The following is a 21,973-nucleotide window of genomic DNA, read 5'->3' as shown; positions in this document are numbered from 1 at the left end:
CAACGAAAAGTGTTTAAAAAATGACAAGAAAAGCCGAAAGGCTGATGGATTGATGCTTTGCTTAGGTTGACCATTTTTGCATCTTGACTTACAATTGCATGCCCTCAAAAAGTAGTATTTTTTGGGGCTTTTTATTAACGGGAGAATTGCCATATGGCAACAACAAATCAGTTGATCCGCAAGGGTCGTACGACTTTAGTTGAAAAATCTAAAGTTCCTGCGTTGAAGGCTTGTCCACAACGTCGTGGTGTTTGTACACGTGTTTACACAACTACACCTAAAAAACCTAACTCAGCAATGCGTAAAGTTTGCCGTGTTCGCTTAACTTCAGGCTTTGAAGTATCTAGCTACATCGGTGGTGAAGGCCATAACCTACAAGAGCACAGTGTTGTTCTTATCCGTGGTGGTCGTGTTAAAGACTTACCAGGTGTACGTTACCATACCGTTCGTGGTTCTTTAGACTGTGCTGGCGTGAAAGATCGTAACCAGTCACGTTCTAAATACGGTACTAAACGTCCTAAGAAATAATCTTTCGAGATTAAAATCTTATTTCGCTAGAACTGCAATCCTTTATCGTCTCGCTTGTCTGATTTCTGCATTAATTTTGTGAAATTCAAGCGACGTGTAGTAAGGCCAGCGAAAGTACACGACACTTTGTACTACTGCTGGATTAACCTGAAGTGTCATATATATAGGTAGTTTAAAATGCCAAGACGTCGCGTAGTTGCTGCTCGTGAAATCCTTCCGGATCCTAAGTTCAGTAGCCAAACAATCGCTAAATTCATGAACCACGTAATGCAAGATGGTAAAAAATCTATTGCTGAAAGTATCGTTTACGGTGCTTTAGACCGCGTTCAAGAAAAAAACAAAGTAGACCCAGTTGAATTTTTCGAGACTACTCTTGAAAAAGTTCGTCCTATGGTCGAAGTAAAAGCACGCCGTGTTGGTGGTGCTACTTATCAAGTACCTATGGAAGTGCGCCCATCCCGTCGTACTGCCTTGGCTATGCGTTGGTTGGTAGATGCTGCTGCTAAGCGTTCTGAAAAAACGATGGCTTTACGTCTTGCTGGTGAGTTGCTTGATGCAGCTGAAGGTAAAGGTGCAGCTGTTAAAAAACGTGAAGATGTGCACCGTATGGCTGAAGCCAACAAAGCCTTCTCTCACTACCGTTTCTAAGCGGATAAAACAGGCCTTAATCAGGACAAAGACTCTTGTGTTTTCACATAATTGTCATCAAATCGCTTTAAGTTGCTATGCAGCTTAAAGCGTCCTGTTTTAACAACAAAATTTAGGAATGCTAGAAATCATGGCTCGTCAAACCCCAATTTCTCGTTACCGTAACATTGGTATCTCTGCGCACATTGACGCAGGTAAAACAACTACGACTGAACGTATTTTGTTCTACACAGGTGTATCTCACAAAATTGGTGAAGTACATGATGGTGCAGCAACAATGGACTGGATGGAACAAGAGCAAGAACGTGGTATTACCATTACTTCTGCTGCAACGACTTGTTTCTGGTCTGGTATGAGTAGCCAATTCCCACAACACCGTATCAACGTAATCGATACACCGGGACACGTAGACTTCACAATCGAAGTTGAACGTTCTATGCGTGTTCTTGACGGTGCGTGCATGGTTTACTGTGCGGTAGGTGGTGTACAACCTCAGTCTGAAACTGTATGGCGTCAGGCGAACAAATATAAAGTGCCTCGTTTAGCATTCGTGAACAAGATGGACCGTACAGGTGCAAACTTCTTCCGTGTTGTTGAACAAATGAAAACACGTTTGGGCGGTAATCCTGTGCCAATCGTTGTGCCAATTGGTGCTGAAGATACATTTGCTGGTGTTGTTGACCTTATCGAAATGAAAGCGATTATCTGGGACGAAGCGTCTCAAGGTATGAAGTTCGAATATGGCGACATCCCTGCTGACCTCGTTGATACTGCTGATGAATGGCGTACCAACATGGTTGAAGCTGCTGCTGAAGCTTCAGAAGAGTTAATGGACAAGTACCTAGAAGAAGGTGATCTTTCTAAAGAAGACATCATCGCTGGTTTACGTGCTCGTACATTAGCATCTGAAATTCAAGTAATGCTTTGTGGTTCTGCGTTCAAGAACAAAGGTGTTCAACGTATGTTGGATGCTGTAATTCAATTCTTACCTTCTCCTACAGAAGTTAAAGCGATTGAAGGTATTCTTGACGACAAAGATGAAACTAAAGCATCTCGTGAAGCATCTGACGAAGCTCCGTTCTCTGCGCTTGCGTTCAAAATCATGAACGACAAATTCGTAGGTAACTTAACATTCGTACGTGTTTACTCTGGTGTACTTAAACAAGGTGACCCAGTTTATAACCCAGTTAAGTCTAAGCGTGAACGTATTGGTCGTATCGTGCAAATGCATGCGAACGAACGTCAAGATCTTGATGAAATCCGTGCAGGTGATATTGCCGCGTGTGTAGGTCTTAAAGACGTTACCACTGGTGATACATTATGTGATGAGAAAAACATCATTACTCTTGAGCGTATGGAATTCCCAGAGCCAGTAATTTCATTGGCTGTTGAACCAAAAACTAAAGCTGACCAAGAAAAAATGTCGATTGCTTTAGGTCGTTTGGCGAAAGAAGATCCATCATTCCGCGTTCGTACAGATGAAGAATCTGGTCAAACGATTATTGCGGGTATGGGTGAGCTTCACCTTGACATCATCGTTGACCGTATGAAGCGTGAATTCGGTGTTGAAGCGAACATTGGTAAACCAATGGTTGCTTACCGTGAAACGATCAAAAAGTCGGTTGAACAAGAAGGTAAATTCGTACGTCAAACTGGTGGTAAAGGTAAGTTTGGTCACGTATATGTACGTCTTGAACCGCTTGATGTTGAAGAAGCTGGTAAAGAATACCAATTCGTTGAAGAAGTTGTTGGTGGTGTAGTACCTAAAGAATTCTTCGGCGCGGTTGATAAAGGTATTCAAGAACGTATGAAGAATGGTGTATTGGCTGGCTATCCTGTTGTGGGTATCAAAGCGACATTATTCGACGGTTCTTACCATGATGTCGACTCTGACGAATTGTCGTTCAAAATGGCTGGTTCTTACGCATTCCGTGATGGTTTCATGAAAGCGGATCCTATCTTGCTTGAGCCAATCATGAAAGTTGAAGTAGAAACTCCAGAAGACTACATGGGCGATATCATGGGTGACTTAAACCGTCGTCGTGGTATGGTTCAAGGTATGGACGATCTTCCTGGTGGAACAAAAGCAATTAAAGCAGAAGTTCCATTAGCTGAGATGTTTGGTTACGCGACTCAAATGCGTTCTATGTCTCAAGGTCGTGCGACTTACTCAATGGAATTCGCTAAATACGCTGAAACTCCACGTAACGTGGCGGAAGGCATTATCGCTAAGTTCCAATCTGGCGGTAAAAAAGGTGACGACGAGTAATCTTTCGATTACTATAAGCCCAAACTAATTTTTTAGTTAATAACCAGTTGCTCATGCAGTAATCCTGCATGAGTAGTTTAAAAAGGAAAATCAAATGGCTAAGGCTAAGTTTGAACGTAATAAGCCACACGTAAACGTGGGCACAATCGGTCACGTTGACCATGGTAAAACTACTTTAACTGCTGCGATTGCAACTATTTGTGCAAAAACTTACGGCGGTGAAGCGAAAGATTACTCACAAATCGACTCTGCTCCTGAAGAAAAAGCACGTGGTATTACAATTAATACTTCTCACGTAGAATACGATTCTCCAATCCGTCACTACGCTCACGTAGACTGCCCGGGCCACGCCGATTATGTTAAAAACATGATTACTGGTGCTGCTCAGATGGACGGCGCGATCCTTGTATGTGCTGCGACTGATGGTCCAATGCCACAAACTCGTGAACACATCCTTCTTTCACGTCAGGTTGGTGTACCTTACATCATCGTATTCTTAAACAAATGCGACCTTGTTGACGACGAAGAATTACTTGAATTAGTAGAAATGGAAGTTCGTGAACTTCTTTCTACTTATGACTTCCCAGGTGATGACACTCCAGTTATCCGTGGTTCTGCTCTTGCTGCGCTTAACGGTGATGCTGGTCAGTACGGTGAGTCTTCAGTTCTTGCTCTTGTTGAAGCGCTTGACACTTACATTCCAGAACCAGAACGTGCGATCGACAAAGCATTCTTGATGCCAATCGAAGACGTATTCTCTATCTCAGGCCGTGGTACAGTAGTAACAGGTCGTGTAGAAGCTGGTATCGTGAAAGTAGGCGAAGAAGTTGAAATCGTTGGTATCAAAGATACAGTTAAAACAACTGTAACTGGCGTTGAAATGTTCCGTAAACTTCTTGACGAAGGCCGTGCGGGCGAGAACTGTGGTATTCTTCTACGTGGTACTAAGCGTGAAGACGTACAACGTGGTCAAGTACTTGCTAAACCAGGTACAATCAAGCCGCACACTAAATTCGACGCAGAAGTATACGTACTTTCTAAAGAAGAAGGTGGTCGTCATACTCCATTCCTTAACGGTTACCGTCCACAATTCTATTTCCGTACGACTGACGTAACTGGTGCAATCCAATTACAAGAAGGCGTTGAAATGGTAATGCCAGGTGACAACGTTGAAATGTCAGTAGAATTAATCCACCCAATCGCAATGGACCCAGGTCTACGTTTTGCGATCCGTGAAGGTGGTCGTACAGTAGGTGCTGGTGTTGTTGCGAAAGTAACTGCATAATCACTTTATTGTGTGAAAAAAAGCGCTCCTTTGGGGCGCTTTTTTTATGTAGATAAAATTGCTGGCCTTTTGTATCTCTGTTCGACGCTTATACATTCGGTGGATTTATTCATACGAAAAATAGATTCAGACAGCCTGTTGAAATTAGTCCTAGAAAAAGAAATTGTCAGACAATTTACGCTCAAAACTGTCCTTAACTGATACTTTGCTGACCTTATCTGCCCTTATCGCAGGTGGCGAAAACCGTAATATTAGAATCAACAAAAACAAGCATAAAGATGGTTAGACCTTATTGGTCTGTAGGAGTCTCAGAATGAATGCTAAGGTAAAAATTACCAATCGTGCAGGTGCGAGTTTTCCTGTACGTCGTATGAACTTTAATTTTGAAAATGTGCCTGAATATTGGATGAATGGCTCGGCAGGGCTTACGCATTTCATGACGGCGTTGTCTGCTCTTTTTCCAGCAGGTGAGCAATTTTTTATTGATAGTGTGCGTGCTGTGCGTTATCACCCTGCAATTAAAGACAATGAGCTGCTGCAAAAAGAAATCAGTGCTTTCATTGGGCAGGAAGCCATGCATACGCAAGAACATGTTGGTTTTAATGCTTCGGCACAAAAGTACGGACATGATGTCGCGTGTTTAGAACAACAAACGGATAAAGTCATTCAAGGCTTCCGCAAGACAGCTGCAATATTATTTAAACCTGTGGGTGTTACCCAAGAAATGATCGACTTGATGGGAACCACTGCTTTAGAGCATTTTACGGCAACGATTGCTTCGCAATTACTGATTAATCGCCATATTCAGGAACTCATGACTGACGAAACCATGTCGACCATGTGGTACTGGCATGCGATCGAAGAAAATGAACATAAAGCGGTGGCTTATGATGTGTTTGAGGGTGTATTTGGAACTGGAGTGAAAGCCTATCTAGCACGTTGTGGCTCGTTAATTGCTGCCATGGCGACCTTATTTGTTGTACAAAGTTATTTTGTTCTACGCTTGTTAAAACAAGATAATCAACTCAATTTAAAGGCATTAAAAGATATCTATGTTTATGGTTATAGTCCATCGAAAGGGATTATTACGGGAATGGGACGTGAGATGTTGGCGTATTTTAAACCAGGATTCCATCCAAATCATTTGGATACGGTAAGTTTGCTGGCCAATTGGAAAGCAAAGCTAGGGCTTTAGTCTTTGGTGATGGGCTTTAAAGATCACAGGGATATGAAAAATATCCCTGTTTTTGTTCGTTTCTGTGCGAAATATTTTTATAATGCAGGTCTATTTAGATCGATAAGATGAACGTGCATGATTCGTTTAATGCAACAAACTGATGTCAATGCGGTTGCTCAAATTGAAAAGCTGGTACAAAGTCATCCTTGGACGTTGAACCAATTTCAGGATGCAGTGCACAGTTACCAAAGTACGGTGATTGAGCAGGCTGGACAAGTTGTGGGTTTTTGTATTTTGCAGCCAGTTTTAGATGAGGCGAATTTATTGCTCATGGCTATTCATCCCAATCAGCAGGGCAAAGGATTAGGATATCGGCTATTAGATGAGTCAATTGCATTACTTAAGAATCAACCCGTGCAAATTTTTTTAGAGGTGCGTGAAAGCAATCAAGCTGCGATTGCACTGTATGAAAAATCTGGTTTTCATCAGATCGATTTACGTAAGAATTATTATCCATGCCCGAATGGTGGGCGTGAACATGCGATTATTATGGTTAAAGCATGTACTGACGATTTTTCTCAGTTATTTAAATTATGATTCAAAGCATTCTTTGATGGAGTGAATAGACTCCATCAAAATAATTCATCTATTTAATGATTGAATTATTCCATCCTGAAGGAAGTGTGGTCATTAATGAGTTTCCCAAAAGTTGGATTTCTTCTGCACTGAGTGAGCGGTTGATACGACGCCACTGTCCATCAAGCAATAATTCTAGTGGCGTGTATTGCGATTTATAATTCATTTTATTGGAATGTGGCACCCAGTAACCTAAATAGACATAGCCCAATTGCTGCTGTTGCGCATATTGGATTTGTTTCATGATGGCAAAGGCTCCTAATGAACGACGATTTTCATCGGGATCAAAAAATGTATATACCGCAGACACACCATCATCAAGTTGGTCACAGGTCGAAACGCAGAGCAACTGCTCATCTTTCCACAGTTCCAGAAAAAAACTTTCAGTGCAGGTATGAATCAGAAATTTTTCAAACTGGTCATAGCTAGGGGGGAACATATCACCGTCGGCATGGCGTTCACGAATGTAGCGTTCATACAATGCGTAATGTACATCACTCGCATCTTTCGGTTGAGTAATTTTGACTGTGAGATCTTGATTGCGTTTCCAAGCTTTTTTTTGCTTGCTGTTCATTTGAAACTCTTGGACGGGAACGCGGCAAGATAAGCATTGACGGCACAAATGGCATTCAGGACGGTAAACAAAGTCCCCACTACGACGAAAACCGACACGTGAAAGTTCAGACAACGTGACCACATCAATCCGATGGGCTGGATCTAGAAAAACCATGCGAGCAGATTTCTTTTCAAGGTAACTGCATTCATGTGGTGGCGTAATATAGTACTGTAAATCATTTAACAGGGACTTCGGGTGATATGAATTCATAAAGATCCCTCTATTGTTTTCATTCGATTAATTGCGAAGATAACGCTATTCTTTTACTTGAAAATACACCCTCTTGATACTTTTTCCAATCGATAGGGGGTTGTTTTATAATATCTTGTAACGAATTTAAATACGCTTGTCGAGAAATCGTACAAGCACCAAGACTGAGTAAATGATCATTAACCAATTGACAGTCAATCCAAGGTAACTGGTTTTGTTGTCCAAGTAACATTAGGGTATAAAATGCCATTTTAGACACGTCTGTTCGTGTGCTAAACATGGATTCACCAAAACAACCCTTGCCAATGCTTACTCCATACAGCCCACCGACAAGCTGATCCTGTTCCCACACTTCCACACTATAGGCATAACCTGCTGAAAACATACCTAAATAACCTTGAATGATATCTTCGGAAATCCACGTGTCATTTGCATAACTGCGAGGCAGGGCACAGGAGCGAATTACCGATTCAAAAGCATGATTAATGGTAATTTTATAGTCATGCTTTTTCATATTCCGCAGCAAGGATTTACTGGGTTGATAATCATTAGGGCGGATAATGCAGCGTGGCTCGGGACACCACCAGCAAATAGGTTCACCTTCAGAAAACCATGGAAAAAGACCGTGTGTATAGGCCTCAAAAAGCGTAGAAGGGGAGAGATCAGCACCTATGCAAATCAGTCCATGTCCTTCTGGGTCTGAGTTTATGGGATCGGGAAATAAATATTCAGAAGGTGCTAAAGTATGCTGCATGATTCAATTCAGGGATTATTCTTTGTTCTATCATACATAAAAAAACCGCCCTATTTGGGCGGTTTTAATGGATATAAAGGATTATGAACCTAGAGCATCCAAATATTTTTCAGCATCTAGTGCGGCCATACAGCCCGAACCTGCTGAAGTGATTGCTTGGCGGTAAATACTGTCTGCTACGTCACCTGCTGCGAATACGCCTGCAACCGATGTAGCCGTTGCATTACCCGAGGTACCGCTTTGCACTTGAATGTAGCCATCACGTAGATTGAGTTGGCCTTCAAACATCCCCGTATTCGGTTTGTGACCAATTGCAACGAATAAACCTTGGACATCAATATCTTGTGTGCTTGCATCTACAGTTGATTTTAAGCGTACAGAAGTTACACCTGTGTTATCACCCAAGACTTCATCAACTTGATTGTTCCAAAGAATGCTAATTTTGCCTTCTTTTTCTTTTTCAAATAAATGGTCCTGTAGAATTTTCTCTGAACGTAAACTGTCACGACGATGCACAAGCGTCACGTGTGAAGCAATGTTAGACAGGTAGAGGGCTTCTTCGACTGCGGTATTACCGCCGCCAACCACCATGACTTTCTGGTTTTTATAGAAGAAACCATCACAAGTTGCACAAGCACTCACGCCTTGCCCCATGAATTTTGCTTCAGATTCTAAGCCTAAATACTGTGCAGTTGCACCCGTTGAGATAATCAGTGCATCACAAGTAAATTCTTCCATATCGCCTTTAAGGACGAATGGACGAACACTGAGGTCAACTTCATTGATGTGGTCATACACGATTTCAGTGCCAAAACGTTCTGCATGGGCTTGCATACGTTCCATCAACGCTGGACCTGTTAAACCTTCTGGGTCACCTGGCCAGTTATCGACTTCCGTTGTTGTGGTTAATTGACCACCCAATTGCAAGCCAGCAATCAGCATTGGCTTTAAATTGGCACGCGCAGCATAAACTGCAGCACTGTAACCTGCAGGACCAGAACCTAAAATAATTAATCGTGAGTGACGAGCGCTCATTCGCGACATCCTTTTTTTCTTTCAAAATTTATGAAATTATACGTGAAAGTGTATAACAGTTGTGTGTGTTCAATGTGGGTAATATTGATCATACAAATCGATTTGAGCTATATAGAATAAAGTTAACAACAAGCCCTCATAATCTTGCATCTTTTTTACGTGAACAGGTGCATAATATCAGGTTTTATTAAGAAACAAATTCAGGTTGTTTTCCAAAAAAACATGAATGAAAAAATGCTTACAGGACAGAGTATGGCTGCGGTGTCAGGTGCTTATGCACAGCGCTTAATGATGACGTTATTTTTAGTCTCATTTGGGATTTATCTGTTCCTTGCAACAGTCACTTATACACCTTTTGATCCAGGTTGGATGCATATTTCGAGTGACACCCAACAGGTTTCCAATGCAAGCGGTGTCGCTGGAGCATGGATTTCAGATTTATTGTTTGGATTTTTAGGTTGGGCAAGCTTACTCATCCCACTTTTCTTATTTATTGAAGCGATTCAGGTTTGGTGGCCACGTAGCTTTTTGAACCGACCATTTCGTTATGCTGCTCAGTTTTTCATTTTGTTGGCAACGGCAACACTCTTATTTTTATTTTGGGAAGTACCTGCAGATACTTTAGCCAATGCTTCTGGTGGGATTATTGGCTATGAGTTGGGGCAAAGTCTGAGTCAACTGCTGACCATTTATGGTGCTGCACTGTTTTTAGTGGTGTTTTGGGTAGTGTTGTTTACTTTGGCCTTTGGCGTAAAGTGGAACAAAACGTGGGATACCTTGCGAGCTACACCTGCGTATTTACAAGATTTATTTTATAAAAATGTGCCCGAGAGCGAATCTGATTTTGATCGTACCACACCTCAAGTCAAAAAACAGGTGATTGCAGTTGCTCCAAGTAAGGCTGTTGATCAAACAGAATCGGATCATAGCAATCCATCTCAAGCCTCTGTAGAACAACCATTTATTGCAGGTGTGGCAGCAGAGCGTTTGTTTGATGATATGGTGCAGAAAGAGTCTCAATTGAATCAACCAACTGAGTTCGATTTAGACGACGATGAAGAGTTTGAAAAAACTATCGCCAAAGCACATCAACTTGAACAAGATAGCCAGCGCACCATTGCGACAGGTGAAGTTTGGCGTGCCTTAAATACCAATAATGATCAACTACATAAACAAGACATTGAAGCATTATTAAAAGCTGCTGAAGATGAAACTGTGGTTCCTAAGCATGATTTCAATTCGGTAGTAGAGCGTCAATATCCCGTTGATGTTCAGATAGAATCTTCTCCGAAACCAGTCAAAAGTAATCTTGATTGGGACGATGATGAGATTTTTGATGAGCTACTTGCTGCTGTACCTAGTGGTAAGGCAGCTTCGGATGTACATAGTCCATTCCAACGTAGCGAAGTTCAAACTATTCAAGCTACCGCAATTCCTGATATTGCCGTTGCAGAAGCTCCAATTTCGAGTATCTCTACTGCGGTAGGTGTTGCTGCTGGGGCAACAAAGGCACATATGTTGAACGATGAATTAGATCGTTTTCTGGACGATTTTGATGCAGAAGAACAACAGACAGCCACAGTAGATGAGCCACGTGTAGCATCTTCCTACGCTCAATCATCAGCCTTTGTTAAAACACCGATACAACAGACTGCTATAGAAGTACCAGAGCGTTTTATTGAGCAGACTAAGGCTGAATTGTCTAAAGAGGCGTTCATCGAAGCATGGCAAGAAACTGCTGGCAAACCTCAAGAAGAAGATGATTTTGACTTTGATGCACCATTGACGGATGCTGCGGGACGCCCAATGTCTCGTGCTATGCAGGTTGCCCAAAAACGTCGTGATTTATCTAAGCTACCAGAATTGGATTTGCTAGATCGTGTTGATCCGAATAAAAAAGTCAATTTCACGGCTGAACAATTGGCACGTCTTTCGGAATTACTTGAAATTAAACTGCAAGAGTTCAATGTCAAAGCCAAAGTGGTCGAGGCACAACCAGGACCAGTCGTGACGCGCTTTGAATTGGATTTAGCCCCAGGGGTCAAAGCATCCAAAGTCACCAATATTTCGAAGGACTTGGCGCGATCCATGTCGATGGCTTCGGTACGTGTGGTCGAAGTAATTCCAGGTAAGCCATATATTGGAATTGAAGTGCCGAATAGTGCACGTGAAATGGTCCGTCTAATTGAACTACTCGAAACGCCAGCCTATCGTGACCCAGCGGGCTTATTGTCCATGGCAATGGGGAAGGATATTTCAGGCAATCCAGTGATTACCGATTTGGGTAAAGCACCACATATGCTGGTTGCAGGCACCACAGGTTCAGGTAAGTCTGTCGCTGTGAACTCGATGATTTTGTCGATGCTATTGAAATATACCCCTGACCAATTACGTCTTATTTTGATTGACCCGAAGCAGTTGGAATTGGCTAACTATAATGACATTCCACACTTACTTACTCCTGTCGTGACAGACATGAAAGATGCAGTTAATGCATTGAATTGGTGTGTAAATGAAATGGAACGTCGTTACAAGCTCATGTCATTCCTTAAAATTCGTAAACTTGCGGACTATAACCGTAAGGTGGAAGAAGCGTTGGCGAACGGGGAAGACCTGATTGATCCAACATGGAAGGCCAGTGACTCTGTTGTGGGTGAGCGCGCACCGCGTTTAACGCCTTTACCCTCGATTGTGATTGTGGCGGATGAATTTGCCGATATGATTATGCAGGTGGGCAAAAAAGCCGAGGAAATGATTACCCGTTTGGCACAGAAATCGCGTGCTGCGGGCATTCACTTGCTGTTAGCAACACAACGTCCTTCGGTTGATGTAATCACAGGTTTGATTAAAGCCAATATTCCGACTCGTGTTGCATTACGTGTTAATAGTAAAATTGACTCTCGCACCATTCTCGATGCAGGTGGCGCGGAAGACATGTTGGGTCATGGCGATATGCTGTTTTTAGGTCCAGGTAAAATTGAACCTGAACGTGTGCATGGTGCTTTTATTTCTGATGATGAAGTCAACCGTATTTGTGATGCATGGCGTGAACGCGGTGACCCTGATTACGTTGATGAAATTTTGACTCCGTATGATGAAGAGCCAACTTCACGCGGTTTTGAAGAGGGCGATGGCGGTTCAGATCGAGATGCCTTGTATGATCAATGTGTGGCTTTTGTTTTAGAAACACGAAAAGCTTCGACATCATCACTACAGCGTAAATTCAGTCTAGGTTATAACCGTGCAGCACGTATTATCGACCAAATGGAAGAAAGTGGCATTGTAAGTGCGATGGGGGCGAATGGTAAGCGGGATATTCTCGCCTAGTGCTCATCTGTTAAAAAGCCTGCCTAAGAGCAGGCTTTTTTATGCGCTTGAATTCAATAGTAGAACATGGTCTGAGCCAGCTCAATAAAGGCACGTGTGGCAGGACTGATCAGTTTTTGATTGCGTACGGCGAGCCCAATTTCACGTTGTGTATTCGGCAGCAAAGGACGTTTCACCACATTCGGATGCAGTGCAAGCAGCTCTGGCGTCATGGCCATATCCGCCACAATTGAAATGCCTTCATGCTGATTGACCATATTCAGAATGGTCAATAATTGTGAGAGCTGATATTGAATCTTGGGCTGTATGTCATATTGTTTGAGGAGTTTTTCAATATGCGTTTGGCTGCCCGCCTTGGTTAAAATAAAAGGGTAGTGCTTCAGTTGGGTAATATCCACTTGACTCATTTGTGCAATGGGGTAGGAGTTAGGAATAAGCGCGATAAAAATATCTTTAATCAATGGAAAAGTATCCAATTTATGATTGGGTAAAACCGCAAATCCGACATCAACCTGTTGGTTTAAAATCCATTGTGTGACTTCATCGTCTGTACCTTCTTCCACAAAAACTTCAATTTGAGGGTATTCAGTCCTAAAAGCTTGCAGTAGTTCAGGCAGAAGATGAATCGATGCAGATGCTCCAAATGAACCGATTCTTAAAGTACCTTGTTGCAGTCCATGTGTTGCGGCAACTTGCTGTTGCATGACTTGTGCTGTATTTAAAATTTCTTGTGCATGGATGCGAAGCTGTTGTCCTATCTCAGTCAGTACCACATTATTTTGTTCACGACTAAATAGCTGTACACGCCAAAAATGTTCCAGACTTTTAATGGCATGTGACACTGCGGATTGTGAAATTCCGAGTTGTTTTGCTGCATTGCTAAAACTTTGATGTTTAGCAACCAGTAAAAAGATTTCAAGTTGGCTAAAAGTCATTTGAGGGTATGAGGAAATACTCATTTTATTATGAGGGAGAATAAGGATTATATTCTGTTTCCAAAATGAGTCAAAGCTAACTGATGTGCAGCAATTGGAAGAAATGAATGAACATAATCATGGCACTGTTTCCGTTGGTTTTTCTGATAGGGATGGGATATGTGTTTAAGCAGACAGGTTTTTTGCAGGAGGCATTTTGGGCAAACTCTGAAAAATTAAATTATTACATTCTTTTCCCAGCTTTATTGTTTAGCAATCTTTCGAGTGTAAAGCTAGATTTAGGTTCGGTTGTCATGCTTTATATTGCACTGGGCATACTCATTATTCTAATCAGTCTGTTGTTATGGGGACTGAAGTTTTATTTCCACATTCCAGTTCTTCGTTTCGGGGTTTATATTCAAAGCCAGATTCGATTCAATACCTATATTGGGCTTTCCTTGATGAGCTTAATGTTTGGCACAACAGGTATGCAATTGTTCTCTATGATCATTGCTGTGGCAATTCCATTGGTCAATATTATTTCGGTTTGCTCATTTACCCAAAGTGCGCAGGGTCAGTTGCGTTTTACGCTGATGTCGATAGTAAAGAATCCGCTCATTACCGCATGTCTATTCGGTATCATATTTAATTGTTCTGGTTTGTTGATGCCAGAAGGTATATCGCAATTATTGAAATTGTTGGCAAGTAGTAGTCTGCCATTAGGTCTGATTTCTGTCGGGGCTGCATTACAATTTAGTCAGCTCAAGCCAGATTTCGGGCGTGTTATGTTGAATAGTGTATCGCGGTTACTTGGAGTACCTATACTGGCTTATTTTGTGGCACAAAGTTTCAGCTTAGCACCATTGCATATAGCGATTTTGGTGGTTTTCTTTGCTTTACCTACGGCATCGGCATCTTATATTTTAACGCGATTCTTTAATGGTGACAGTCAACTCATGGCAGCAATTATAAGTTTACAAACACTTTTATTTGCGTTGACCTTTCCATTGCTAATGGGGCTATTATTCTAGTTCATTTATAAGCAGAGCATAAAAAAGCCTACACGAGGTAGGCTTTAAGACTTAAGCAAATTTTGCCAAGACTTCTAAGAATCCATCTCGTTGGCGTGGGTATTCAGCAATCACATCATGAATACGTTGACCTTGAGGATTGGTTGCATTGACATTGCGACCATCGGCAACGAATTGGGTCAACAAGCGCTCGTAGTCGGTTGGGCGCATATGTTTGAATGCGTGGTAAAGAACATGAAAGTCGGCATTAACTCCTGTAGGAGGAAGCTGATTTAAATAGGCAAAAACGCGCTCATCCGACCATTCTTCATTAAACGTTGCTGGCTGAGATAATGCCATCGCAAACTCCTTGGTATATTCTTTTCAAACTAAAAAGGCAAAATAGCTGATGCTATTTTGCCTTGAATCAATTTGCTTGACTAATCAGATTTCAGATTATCGCTCTTCAGGCAAATTGATATTCATCTCTAGCATTTCAATATTGGCTTCAGAACGAACAGACATTTGGATATGTTCTTCATCCACTCCACGCACATAGCGGTTGACCACTTGCATGATTTCTTTTTTCATTTGGTCAATTTTATCTTGGCTTAAGCGTTTACCTAAGCCTTGTTCAGATGCAACAATGACTTTCAAACGGTCTTTCGCCATTTGTGCGCTAGATGGTTTGTCATCACTACTGAATAATTTACTCCAGAATCCTGCCATATTTACGCTCCAAATAATCGTGCTAACCAGCCTTTAGGTTTGACTGTGATGTGACGGTAAGGACGTTCTTCACCAAGGAAACGTGCAACCAAGTCTTCATAAGCTTGTCCAGCTTCTGCATCTTGGAACAAAATAACCGGTTTACCTTCGTTAGAGGCTTGTAAAACGCTTTTACATTCAGGCACGACACCCAGTGTAGGTACACGTAAAATGTCTTTTGAAATGTCATCAATAGTGAGCATTTCTTGCTTGTCTGCACGTTCAGGATTAAAACGAGTAATACACAAGTGTTTGCGTATACGTCCTTCATTCTGTTCTACTTTTTTAGTTTTACTGTCTAGCATGCCAATAATGCGGTCAGAGTCACGTACTGAAGAAATTTCAGGGTTGGTCACAATAATCGCTTCATCTGCATGATACATGGCTAGAATAGCACCACGCTCAATCCCCGCAGGAGAATCACAAATAATGTAATCGAATTCTTGAGATAATTCGTCCATTACACGTGCAACACCTTCATCGGTTAACGCATCTTTATCGCGCGTTTGTGATGCAGGTAAAATGTATAAGTTCTCAATATCTTTATCACGAATAAGTGCTTGTTGTAATCGTGCTTCGTTATTTAAAACATTCACAAAATCATACACAACACGACGTTCGCAGCCCATAATGAGGTCAAGATTACGTAGACCTACGTCAAAATCAATAACAACAGTTTTGTGACCACGAAGGGCTAAACCTGTTGCAAAAGATGCACTGGTCGTAGTTTTTCCTACGCCACCTTTGCCTGATGTTACGACAACAATTTTCGCCACCGAATCCACTCCTGTTATGGTAAATCCCCCCTTTAATTAGCGGGGTTTTGGTGTTTATTTATACATTAAAATTCCAGAGCTTTAAATTCCAGCTCTTGGTTTTCATTTAAATAAATATGTACAGACTTCTTTAAGACATGGGGTGGAATATCATCGGCGACACAATATGTCCCTGCAATTGAAACCAATTCAGCTTCAAGTGAGTGACAAAAAATGCGAGCAGCACTGTTTCCACCAGCACCTGCGATAACTCTACCACGAGCACTGCCATAAATATGTATATTTCCTGAAGCAATTACTTCTGAACCACTATTTATCCCTGCATTGACGATAATATCGCCATGATCTTGCACTAAACATTGACCTGTACGTAAGATTTCATCGTGATACGAGGTAATATGTCCAATATTACGCGGAAATGGCGCTACTTTTTGCGTATTTTCTGTTGTTGCTTCGGGTGCTTGGACAACAGTTTCAACCACTTGTTCTTGAGTGGCTTTAATACGTTGTAACGATTTACTGTCGGCAGGGAGTACTGGAAATTGAATGGCACGTGCTTCATCGCCCAATAAACCTTCAATTACCGCCATAGGTTGTAAATCTAAGTCAAGCAGTAGTTGAATCAGGGCAATCAGTTCTTGTTCAACAGTACTGTCTAAAATAACAAGCGCACCATGAGTTGTGCTGTCTTGAAGTAATTGGGTCAGTTGTTGACGAATGGCATTATGGTCATTTGTGTCGAAGGTTAATCTACTAAAGTTAACCATTCTACCGGTGATCCGAATATCAGCCATATTTTATCCTTAAGACTTCGAAGCTATTGGTTTTATGCCGAAGCGATGTTGTAAATAGAGCAAATCCTAGAACAAATTCTTTGAATTCTCTAGCCAAGTTTGTAACTTTTTTATCTTAATGCTTATTCTTTAGCTTGATCGAGCTCTTCAAGGTCTTCTAACCATTGTTTTACTTTCACTTGCTTACGAATGGCATCCAAGCTTTCATATACAGCAGATTCAACCAGTTGTTCCAATGCCTCATTATCAATATTTAATTCGCTGACTTTTTCAGCAATCAGCTTATAGGTATGATTAGGCTGTTCAGGGCTTCCAGAGACTAAGGGTTCTAAAATACCATAGGTAATATTTTCTCCTAAACGCTGCCCAATGCTCTGGATTTGATGTTCAATTCGTCCACCAACAATAGGAATTAAACGTAACAGTTGGGTAAGTTCAGGCGTATCTTCAATGGCTTGATTTACAATTGCACCAATATTTTGAGCAATCAAGGTCTGACGCTGTTGTAGTTCCGCCGCCAGTGACTCTTGTAACAGTTCAGCTAAAGCTTGCGCAAATAGGGTACGATGATGATCGACTAAATCATGAATAATTTTTCTATGAGTTGAGCTGGTATTCAGTTCATGCTTCACGCCATCTAATACGGTAATGACTACACGATCAGATAGTTCCTCCATGATCACACGGTAGTAAAACTTGGCTCTTTTCTGAATTGATTCTGGAATGACGTTATAACCCAATTCATGCAGACGAAAAACAATAATTCCTGCACGGAATAAACGTAGAAAACGTAGCTGTGGAATAATGGCTAGAATTTCATACCAATGAATAAAAGGGAAAAAAAACCAGCGGCGATGATGACGATAAATGACTGCAATCACCCAACGTACAAAAAGCTCAGTAATTAAGAACAAAATAAACCAAGCTTCGGTGGTAATCACCCACGGATGGAGATGAGTACGATAAAAGTTAAGCGCTTCATCTAACTGAATTGAGTTTAGAAACCAACCACCAATATTGCTCATCAAGAAAAAATTGGCAGCTAAGCAGAACAAGTTAAAAATGATCAGGAATACCATAAAGGTGTCATAGATTAGATAGAGTTTGAACGACAAGCTCTGTGGATCGACACGATGATATTTTGATTTTGGTATTGACCTGTTCTGCTTCATAGAATTACACCGCACTCACTTCGGCAGTTGTTGAATATTTCGCTTTCATTTGACTAATTAACTGATCTTTTTCAGTCCAGAGATGATCGACCCATGCTTGGAAGCGCGCACGATATTCATCATCATCTTCATAGTTTCCGCCTAGAACCCAGCCAGGAATTTCGATTTTGCGTAAATTCACTGCAATACGACCCACTTCACCTAGCCAGAATTCGCCATAACCTGGTGCACCATCAGGATAAACAATGGTCATATCCACTAGCGCATCAATTTGATCACCTAAAATATTCAAGGCCAATGCAAGTCCGCCAGCTTTCGGTTTAAGAAGATTTTGGTAAGGCGAGTTTTGTTTCTTGTGTTTCTCAGGGGTAAATCGAGTACCTTCTAAATAGTTTAGTAGTGTAAAAGGTTGGCTTAACAATTGTTCACAGGCTTTGCGTGCTTCTTCCATGTCTCGGGTTTTAAGCTCAGGATTTTTCTCAATTTCTTGTTTGGTATGTCGTTTCATCATCGGGAAGCCCAAAATTTTGAAGGCTTGTCCAACAAAGGGAATAAAAATCAGCTCCCATTTGGTAAAGAAGCGTGTCAGGGGCATTCGTGTCAGTCCAAAATATTGATTTACTGTCGTGTCGACCCAACTTTGGTGATTGCAAGTCATTAAATAACGACCTTGCATACTCAAGTCGAGATTTTCATCGACCGTAATATCCCATTTTAGATGGGGTAGAACGTGATCAATGAGCCAGTTATTCACACCTAACCAACTATTGGTAATCTGAATATTGGTTTTATCGACTTTTTGCGATTGTTTAAATAATTTGGTTAAACCGAGAGCGAGTACTGGTGGTCCATGAAAAAAAGTGCTGCCTGTCATGACAGAGCCAACAGTGAGTCCACGTGTGATTTTTTTTAATATGGGTTGTTTGTTTGCTTGAGATGACATATAAAAAATAATCCTAAGTAAAATCATCCATTATCGTTGTTGAATATAGTTGCAAATTCTGAAAATAAAACAAGCGTTCTGTTTGGTAAATTATCCTTCATGATTGATCAAACATGTAGGGATTGTGATGAATGCACATTCGAAATTGAAATTAATTATTACAAAATGTAACCACGCGCGATATTATTAACAAAAAATCAATGGTCTAAGTCTTCTTTTTCAGCGACTATTTCAGGCATAAACAAAACACACAAATGGAGGCATGTCATGCGTGCACTATTAATTTCATCAGCAGTAGCAGGGGCGTTGGTTCTTTCAGGTTGTCAATCTACTGGCACAGGAATGGAATATGACAAAGCGGCAATCGGTGCAGGTCTAGGTGCATTATTGGGTGCAGGTCTTGCTTATTCAAATGCAGACAAAGATAAAATGGGTCAAGCAGCAGCGATTGGTGCTGTAGTGGGCGGCGGTGCTGGTCTTTTATTAGACAAAAAAGAAAAACGTCTTCGTGAAGAACTTGCGGGTACTGGCGTTGATGTAGATCGTAACAAAGATGGTTCGATTAATCTTGTAATGCCAAGCGTTACTTTCGCAACAAACTCTTCTACCATTCAACCACGTTTCCAAACAGCATTGAATGATGTTGCGCGTGTATTACGTGAAGATGGTACAGCGAACAAACTTGCACTTGTTATTCATGGTCATACTGACAACACAGGTACTGATGCGATTAACAACCCATTATCTCAAAACCGTGCAAACTCTGTATTGAACTACTTATCTTCTCAAGGGATTGCAAGCTCACGTATGACTGCGCGTGGTTATGGTTCTTCTTCACCAATCGCGAGCAATGATACTGCTGCGGGCCGTGAACAAAACCGTCGTGTAGAAATTACAGTGTATGAAACAAAATAATTGAAGTTTTGTTTGCTTAGAAATCATTGAGTTTCAGGAAAGCCACCTTTAGGTGGCTTTTTTTATGAACAGAGAATCGTCATTTTAGGTTAGGCATCTGGGTATTTGATGTCTATAATCTAGCTCGGATCAAAAAGAGGAAAGACTATGTCACTGGCAAGTCAGTTAAATGACAAGCAACTTGAAGCCATGAAATATACTCAAGGACCCTTGTTAGTACTTGCAGGGGCTGGTTCGGGTAAGACTTCGGTGATTACGCGTAAAATAGCTTATTTGGTTAAGCATTGCGGTATTCCTGCATATCGTATTACTGCAATGACCTTTACCAATAAAGCAGCGCGTGAAATGAAAGAGCGCGTGACCAAGTTATTGTCACGTGAAGAAGCGAAAGGTCTGTCAGTTTCCACTTTCCATACCTTTGGTCTGAATTTATTACGTTTAGAACTTAAAAATACGCCATTAAAAGCTAATTTTTCTATTTTAGATGCTGATGACTGTAAGCGTATTCTCATGGACTTAATGCACCGCGATAATATGTCGGGTGCGGAAAGCAAAGAATTAATCGCCAAAGCCATGAAGATGATTTCAGATTGGAAAAACGATTTGATTCCTCCTGAACAGGCGCACACCACTTGTGAAACACCTGAAGACATTCAAATGGCGCATTTGTACCAACTTTATGAGCGTAATTTGCGTGCTTATAATGCGGTAGATTTTGATGATCTGATTGTCATGCCGACGCGTTTGTTACAAGAGAATCAAGAAGTACGAGATCGTTGGCAAAATCGTATTCGCTATTTGTTGGTCGATGAATATCAAGATACCAACACCGCACAATATATTTTAGTGAAACTTTTGGTCGGTGTAATGGGGCAGTTTACCGCTGTGGGTGATGATGACCAATCGATCTATGCATGGCGTGGAGCAAAGCCAGAAAATATGGCATTGCTAAATGAAGATTTTCGCAATTTAAAAGTCATTAAACTGGAACAGAACTATCGTTCAACCAGCCGTATTTTAAAAGCAGCGAATACGGTGATTGGGAATAACCCGCATATTTTTGATAAAAAACTTTGGTCAGACAAAGGTCATGGTGAAGTCATTCGCGTGATTACCTGCCGTAATGATGATGATGAAGCAGAACGCGTGGTCAAAGACCTGATTACCCATAAACTGATGAATGGCAAAAATTGGAAAGATTATGCCATTTTGTATCGGGGTAATTTCCAAGCACGTATTTTAGAGACGCAACTGCGTCAAATGCAGATTCCGTATAAGTTATCTGGTGGTCAGTCTTTCTTTGCGCGTGCAGAAATCAAAGACATCATGAGTTATCTGCGACTAATCATTAACCCAGAAGATGACAGTGCATTCTTACGTATTATTAATACACCAAAACGTGCGATTGGACCTGTAACTTTAGAAAAGCTCGGTTTATTTGCCCAAGAAAATCATTTGTCTTTATTGGCGGCCGCAGGCGATCAACGTTTGACTATGGCGATTCCGAAAAAGGCAACCACACAACTGGCTGAATTTGCTGAGTTCATTAGTAACTTTACTCGTGAATTGCTAGAAGATGATGAACCTGTACCGATTATTCGCCAAATGATGCACGAAGCGGGTTATATCGACTACATCAAAGAATCTGCTGCTACACCTGCACAGGAAAAAACCAAACTCGACAATATTGAAGTGCTATACACCAGTATTCAAAGTTTGATTAACCGTGCTGAAGATGTGGATGAACGCAACATTGAAAGTGTAATTCGCAAAATGGTGTTGCTGGATATGTTGGAGCAACAACAGGAAGAAGAAGACACTGATAAAGTCAATTTGTTGACTCTGCATGCATCTAAAGGTCTGGAATTTCCATTCGTATATTTAATTGGTTTGGAAGAAGAACTACTGCCACATAAAAACTCGATTGTTGCTGAAACGGTCGAGGAGGAGCGTCGTTTGATGTATGTGGGCATTACCCGAGCGCGTCAGGGGTTGACCATTACCTTGGCAGAGCAACGTAAGGCGGGTGGGCAAATGCGTCAAATGACCCCAAGCCGCTTTTTAGATGAATTGCCACAAGATGAATTGGAGTGGTTGGGGCGCAAGAAAAAGCTCGCGGGCAATGTTGACCCCAAGCAGCAAGCACAACACTACCTTGAAAATTTACGCGCTTTAATTAAGCGTTAATCTCGATAT

Annotated in this window: 20 protein-coding genes; 10 read left to right on the top strand and 10 right to left on the bottom strand. The window is 41.4% G+C overall.

The features are described from left to right. The first annotated feature begins 153 nt into the window (after positions 1–153). The 6 genes from rpsL to rimI all read left to right on the top strand — a co-directional run bounded on the left by rpsL (position 154) and on the right by rimI (position 6,504). Positions 154–528 carry a 30S ribosomal protein S12 gene (gene rpsL / locus I593_RS09135; protein WP_002050319.1) on the top strand — a complete coding sequence of 125 codons (375 nt, stop codon included), beginning with the start codon at positions 154–156 and terminating at the stop codon, positions 526–528. Between the two features lie 177 nt (positions 529–705). Beyond that, positions 706–1,176: a 30S ribosomal protein S7 gene (rpsG, locus tag I593_RS09130; RefSeq protein WP_016167282.1), complete on the top strand. Its 471-nt coding sequence runs from the start codon at positions 706–708 to the stop codon at positions 1,174–1,176. Positions 1,177–1,306: 130 nt separating this feature from the next. Next, positions 1,307–3,445 carry an elongation factor G gene (gene fusA, locus I593_RS09125; protein WP_016167281.1) on the top strand — a complete coding sequence of 713 codons (2,139 nt, stop codon included), beginning with the start codon at positions 1,307–1,309 and terminating at the stop codon, positions 3,443–3,445. A gap of 94 nt (positions 3,446–3,539) precedes the next feature. Further along, on the top strand, positions 3,540–4,730 hold the full coding sequence (tuf, locus tag I593_RS09120; protein WP_016167280.1) for an elongation factor Tu: 1,191 nt from the start codon (positions 3,540–3,542) through the stop codon (positions 4,728–4,730). Between the two features lie 313 nt (positions 4,731–5,043). Further along, positions 5,044–5,925, top strand: coding sequence for a metal-dependent hydrolase (locus I593_RS09115; RefSeq protein WP_016167279.1), 882 nt, complete (start codon positions 5,044–5,046; stop codon positions 5,923–5,925). A 117-nt stretch (positions 5,926–6,042) separates the two neighbouring features. Further along, entirely contained in the window at positions 6,043–6,504 is a 462-nt protein-coding gene (rimI, locus tag I593_RS09110; protein ID WP_016167278.1) for a ribosomal protein S18-alanine N-acetyltransferase, read from the top strand. A 49-nt stretch (positions 6,505–6,553) separates the two neighbouring features. Here the strand turns inward: rimI and I593_RS09105 are convergent, their stop codons facing one another. The 3 genes from I593_RS09105 to trxB all read right to left on the bottom strand — a co-directional run bounded on the left by I593_RS09105 (position 6,554) and on the right by trxB (position 9,158). Further along, positions 6,554–7,369, bottom strand: a complete 816-nt coding sequence (locus I593_RS09105) for an arginyltransferase (RefSeq protein WP_016167277.1) — start codon at positions 7,367–7,369, stop codon at positions 6,554–6,556. Between the two features lie 19 nt (positions 7,370–7,388). Next, on the bottom strand, positions 7,389–8,123 hold the full coding sequence (aat, locus tag I593_RS09100; protein ID WP_016167276.1) for a leucyl/phenylalanyl-tRNA--protein transferase: 735 nt from the start codon (positions 8,121–8,123) through the stop codon (positions 7,389–7,391). 81 nt (positions 8,124–8,204) lie between these two features. Beyond that, positions 8,205–9,158, bottom strand: a complete 954-nt coding sequence (trxB, locus tag I593_RS09095; protein WP_016167275.1) for a thioredoxin-disulfide reductase — start codon at positions 9,156–9,158, stop codon at positions 8,205–8,207. A 252-nt stretch (positions 9,159–9,410) separates the two neighbouring features. Between trxB and I593_RS09090 the strand changes: the two genes are divergently transcribed. Next, the gene (locus I593_RS09090; RefSeq protein WP_016167274.1) at positions 9,411–12,485 is read left to right on the top strand and encodes a DNA translocase FtsK; all 3,075 of its coding nucleotides are present in this window, start codon (positions 9,411–9,413) and stop codon (positions 12,483–12,485) included. A gap of 53 nt (positions 12,486–12,538) precedes the next feature. Here the strand turns inward: I593_RS09090 and I593_RS09085 are convergent, their stop codons facing one another. Continuing rightward, positions 12,539–13,420: a LysR family transcriptional regulator gene (locus tag I593_RS09085; protein WP_026441194.1), complete on the bottom strand. Its 882-nt coding sequence runs from the start codon at positions 13,418–13,420 to the stop codon at positions 12,539–12,541. A gap of 107 nt (positions 13,421–13,527) precedes the next feature. Here I593_RS09085 and I593_RS09080 point away from each other — a divergent pair, with 107 nt between their 5' ends. Further along, positions 13,528–14,430: an AEC family transporter gene (locus tag I593_RS09080; protein WP_016167272.1), complete on the top strand. Its 903-nt coding sequence runs from the start codon at positions 13,528–13,530 to the stop codon at positions 14,428–14,430. A 51-nt stretch (positions 14,431–14,481) separates the two neighbouring features. Here I593_RS09080 and I593_RS09075 read toward each other — a convergent pair whose 3' ends face one another. The 6 genes from I593_RS09075 to I593_RS09050 all read right to left on the bottom strand — a co-directional run bounded on the left by I593_RS09075 (position 14,482) and on the right by I593_RS09050 (position 18,862). After that, complete coding sequence (locus I593_RS09075; RefSeq protein ID WP_016167271.1) at positions 14,482–14,769, bottom strand: PA4642 family protein; 288 nt, start codon at positions 14,767–14,769, stop codon at positions 14,482–14,484. Between the two features lie 96 nt (positions 14,770–14,865). Further along, entirely contained in the window at positions 14,866–15,138 is a 273-nt protein-coding gene (gene minE / locus I593_RS09070; RefSeq protein ID WP_016167270.1) for a cell division topological specificity factor MinE, read from the bottom strand. Positions 15,139–15,140: 2 nt separating this feature from the next. Then, positions 15,141–15,953: a septum site-determining protein MinD gene (minD, locus tag I593_RS09065; protein WP_016167269.1), complete on the bottom strand. Its 813-nt coding sequence runs from the start codon at positions 15,951–15,953 to the stop codon at positions 15,141–15,143. Between the two features lie 65 nt (positions 15,954–16,018). Then, positions 16,019–16,747: a septum site-determining protein MinC gene (gene minC, locus I593_RS09060; protein ID WP_016167268.1), complete on the bottom strand. Its 729-nt coding sequence runs from the start codon at positions 16,745–16,747 to the stop codon at positions 16,019–16,021. A gap of 122 nt (positions 16,748–16,869) precedes the next feature. Then, positions 16,870–17,919, bottom strand: a complete 1,050-nt coding sequence (locus tag I593_RS09055) for a hypothetical protein (RefSeq protein ID WP_016167267.1) — start codon at positions 17,917–17,919, stop codon at positions 16,870–16,872. 4 nt (positions 17,920–17,923) lie between these two features. Continuing rightward, a complete protein-coding gene (locus I593_RS09050) occupies positions 17,924–18,862 on the bottom strand; it encodes an acyltransferase (RefSeq protein WP_016167266.1) in 939 nt (312 codons plus the stop codon). Between the two features lie 267 nt (positions 18,863–19,129). Here I593_RS09050 and I593_RS09045 point away from each other — a divergent pair, with 267 nt between their 5' ends. Further along, positions 19,130–19,777: a YiaD family glycine zipper/OmpA-like lipoprotein gene (locus tag I593_RS09045; RefSeq protein ID WP_016167265.1), complete on the top strand. Its 648-nt coding sequence runs from the start codon at positions 19,130–19,132 to the stop codon at positions 19,775–19,777. Positions 19,778–19,924: 147 nt separating this feature from the next. Beyond that, positions 19,925–21,964 (top strand): UvrD-helicase domain-containing protein, encoded by a 2,040-nt coding sequence (locus I593_RS09040; RefSeq protein WP_016167264.1) that lies wholly within the window; start codon positions 19,925–19,927, stop codon positions 21,962–21,964. Positions 21,965–21,973 lie beyond the last annotated feature (9 nt).

This window comes from Acinetobacter tandoii DSM 14970 = CIP 107469 (assembly GCF_000400735.1).
Classification (GTDB): Bacteria; Pseudomonadota; Gammaproteobacteria; order Pseudomonadales; family Moraxellaceae; genus Acinetobacter; species Acinetobacter tandoii.
This window is presented reverse-complemented; position numbering and strand designations above follow the sequence as displayed.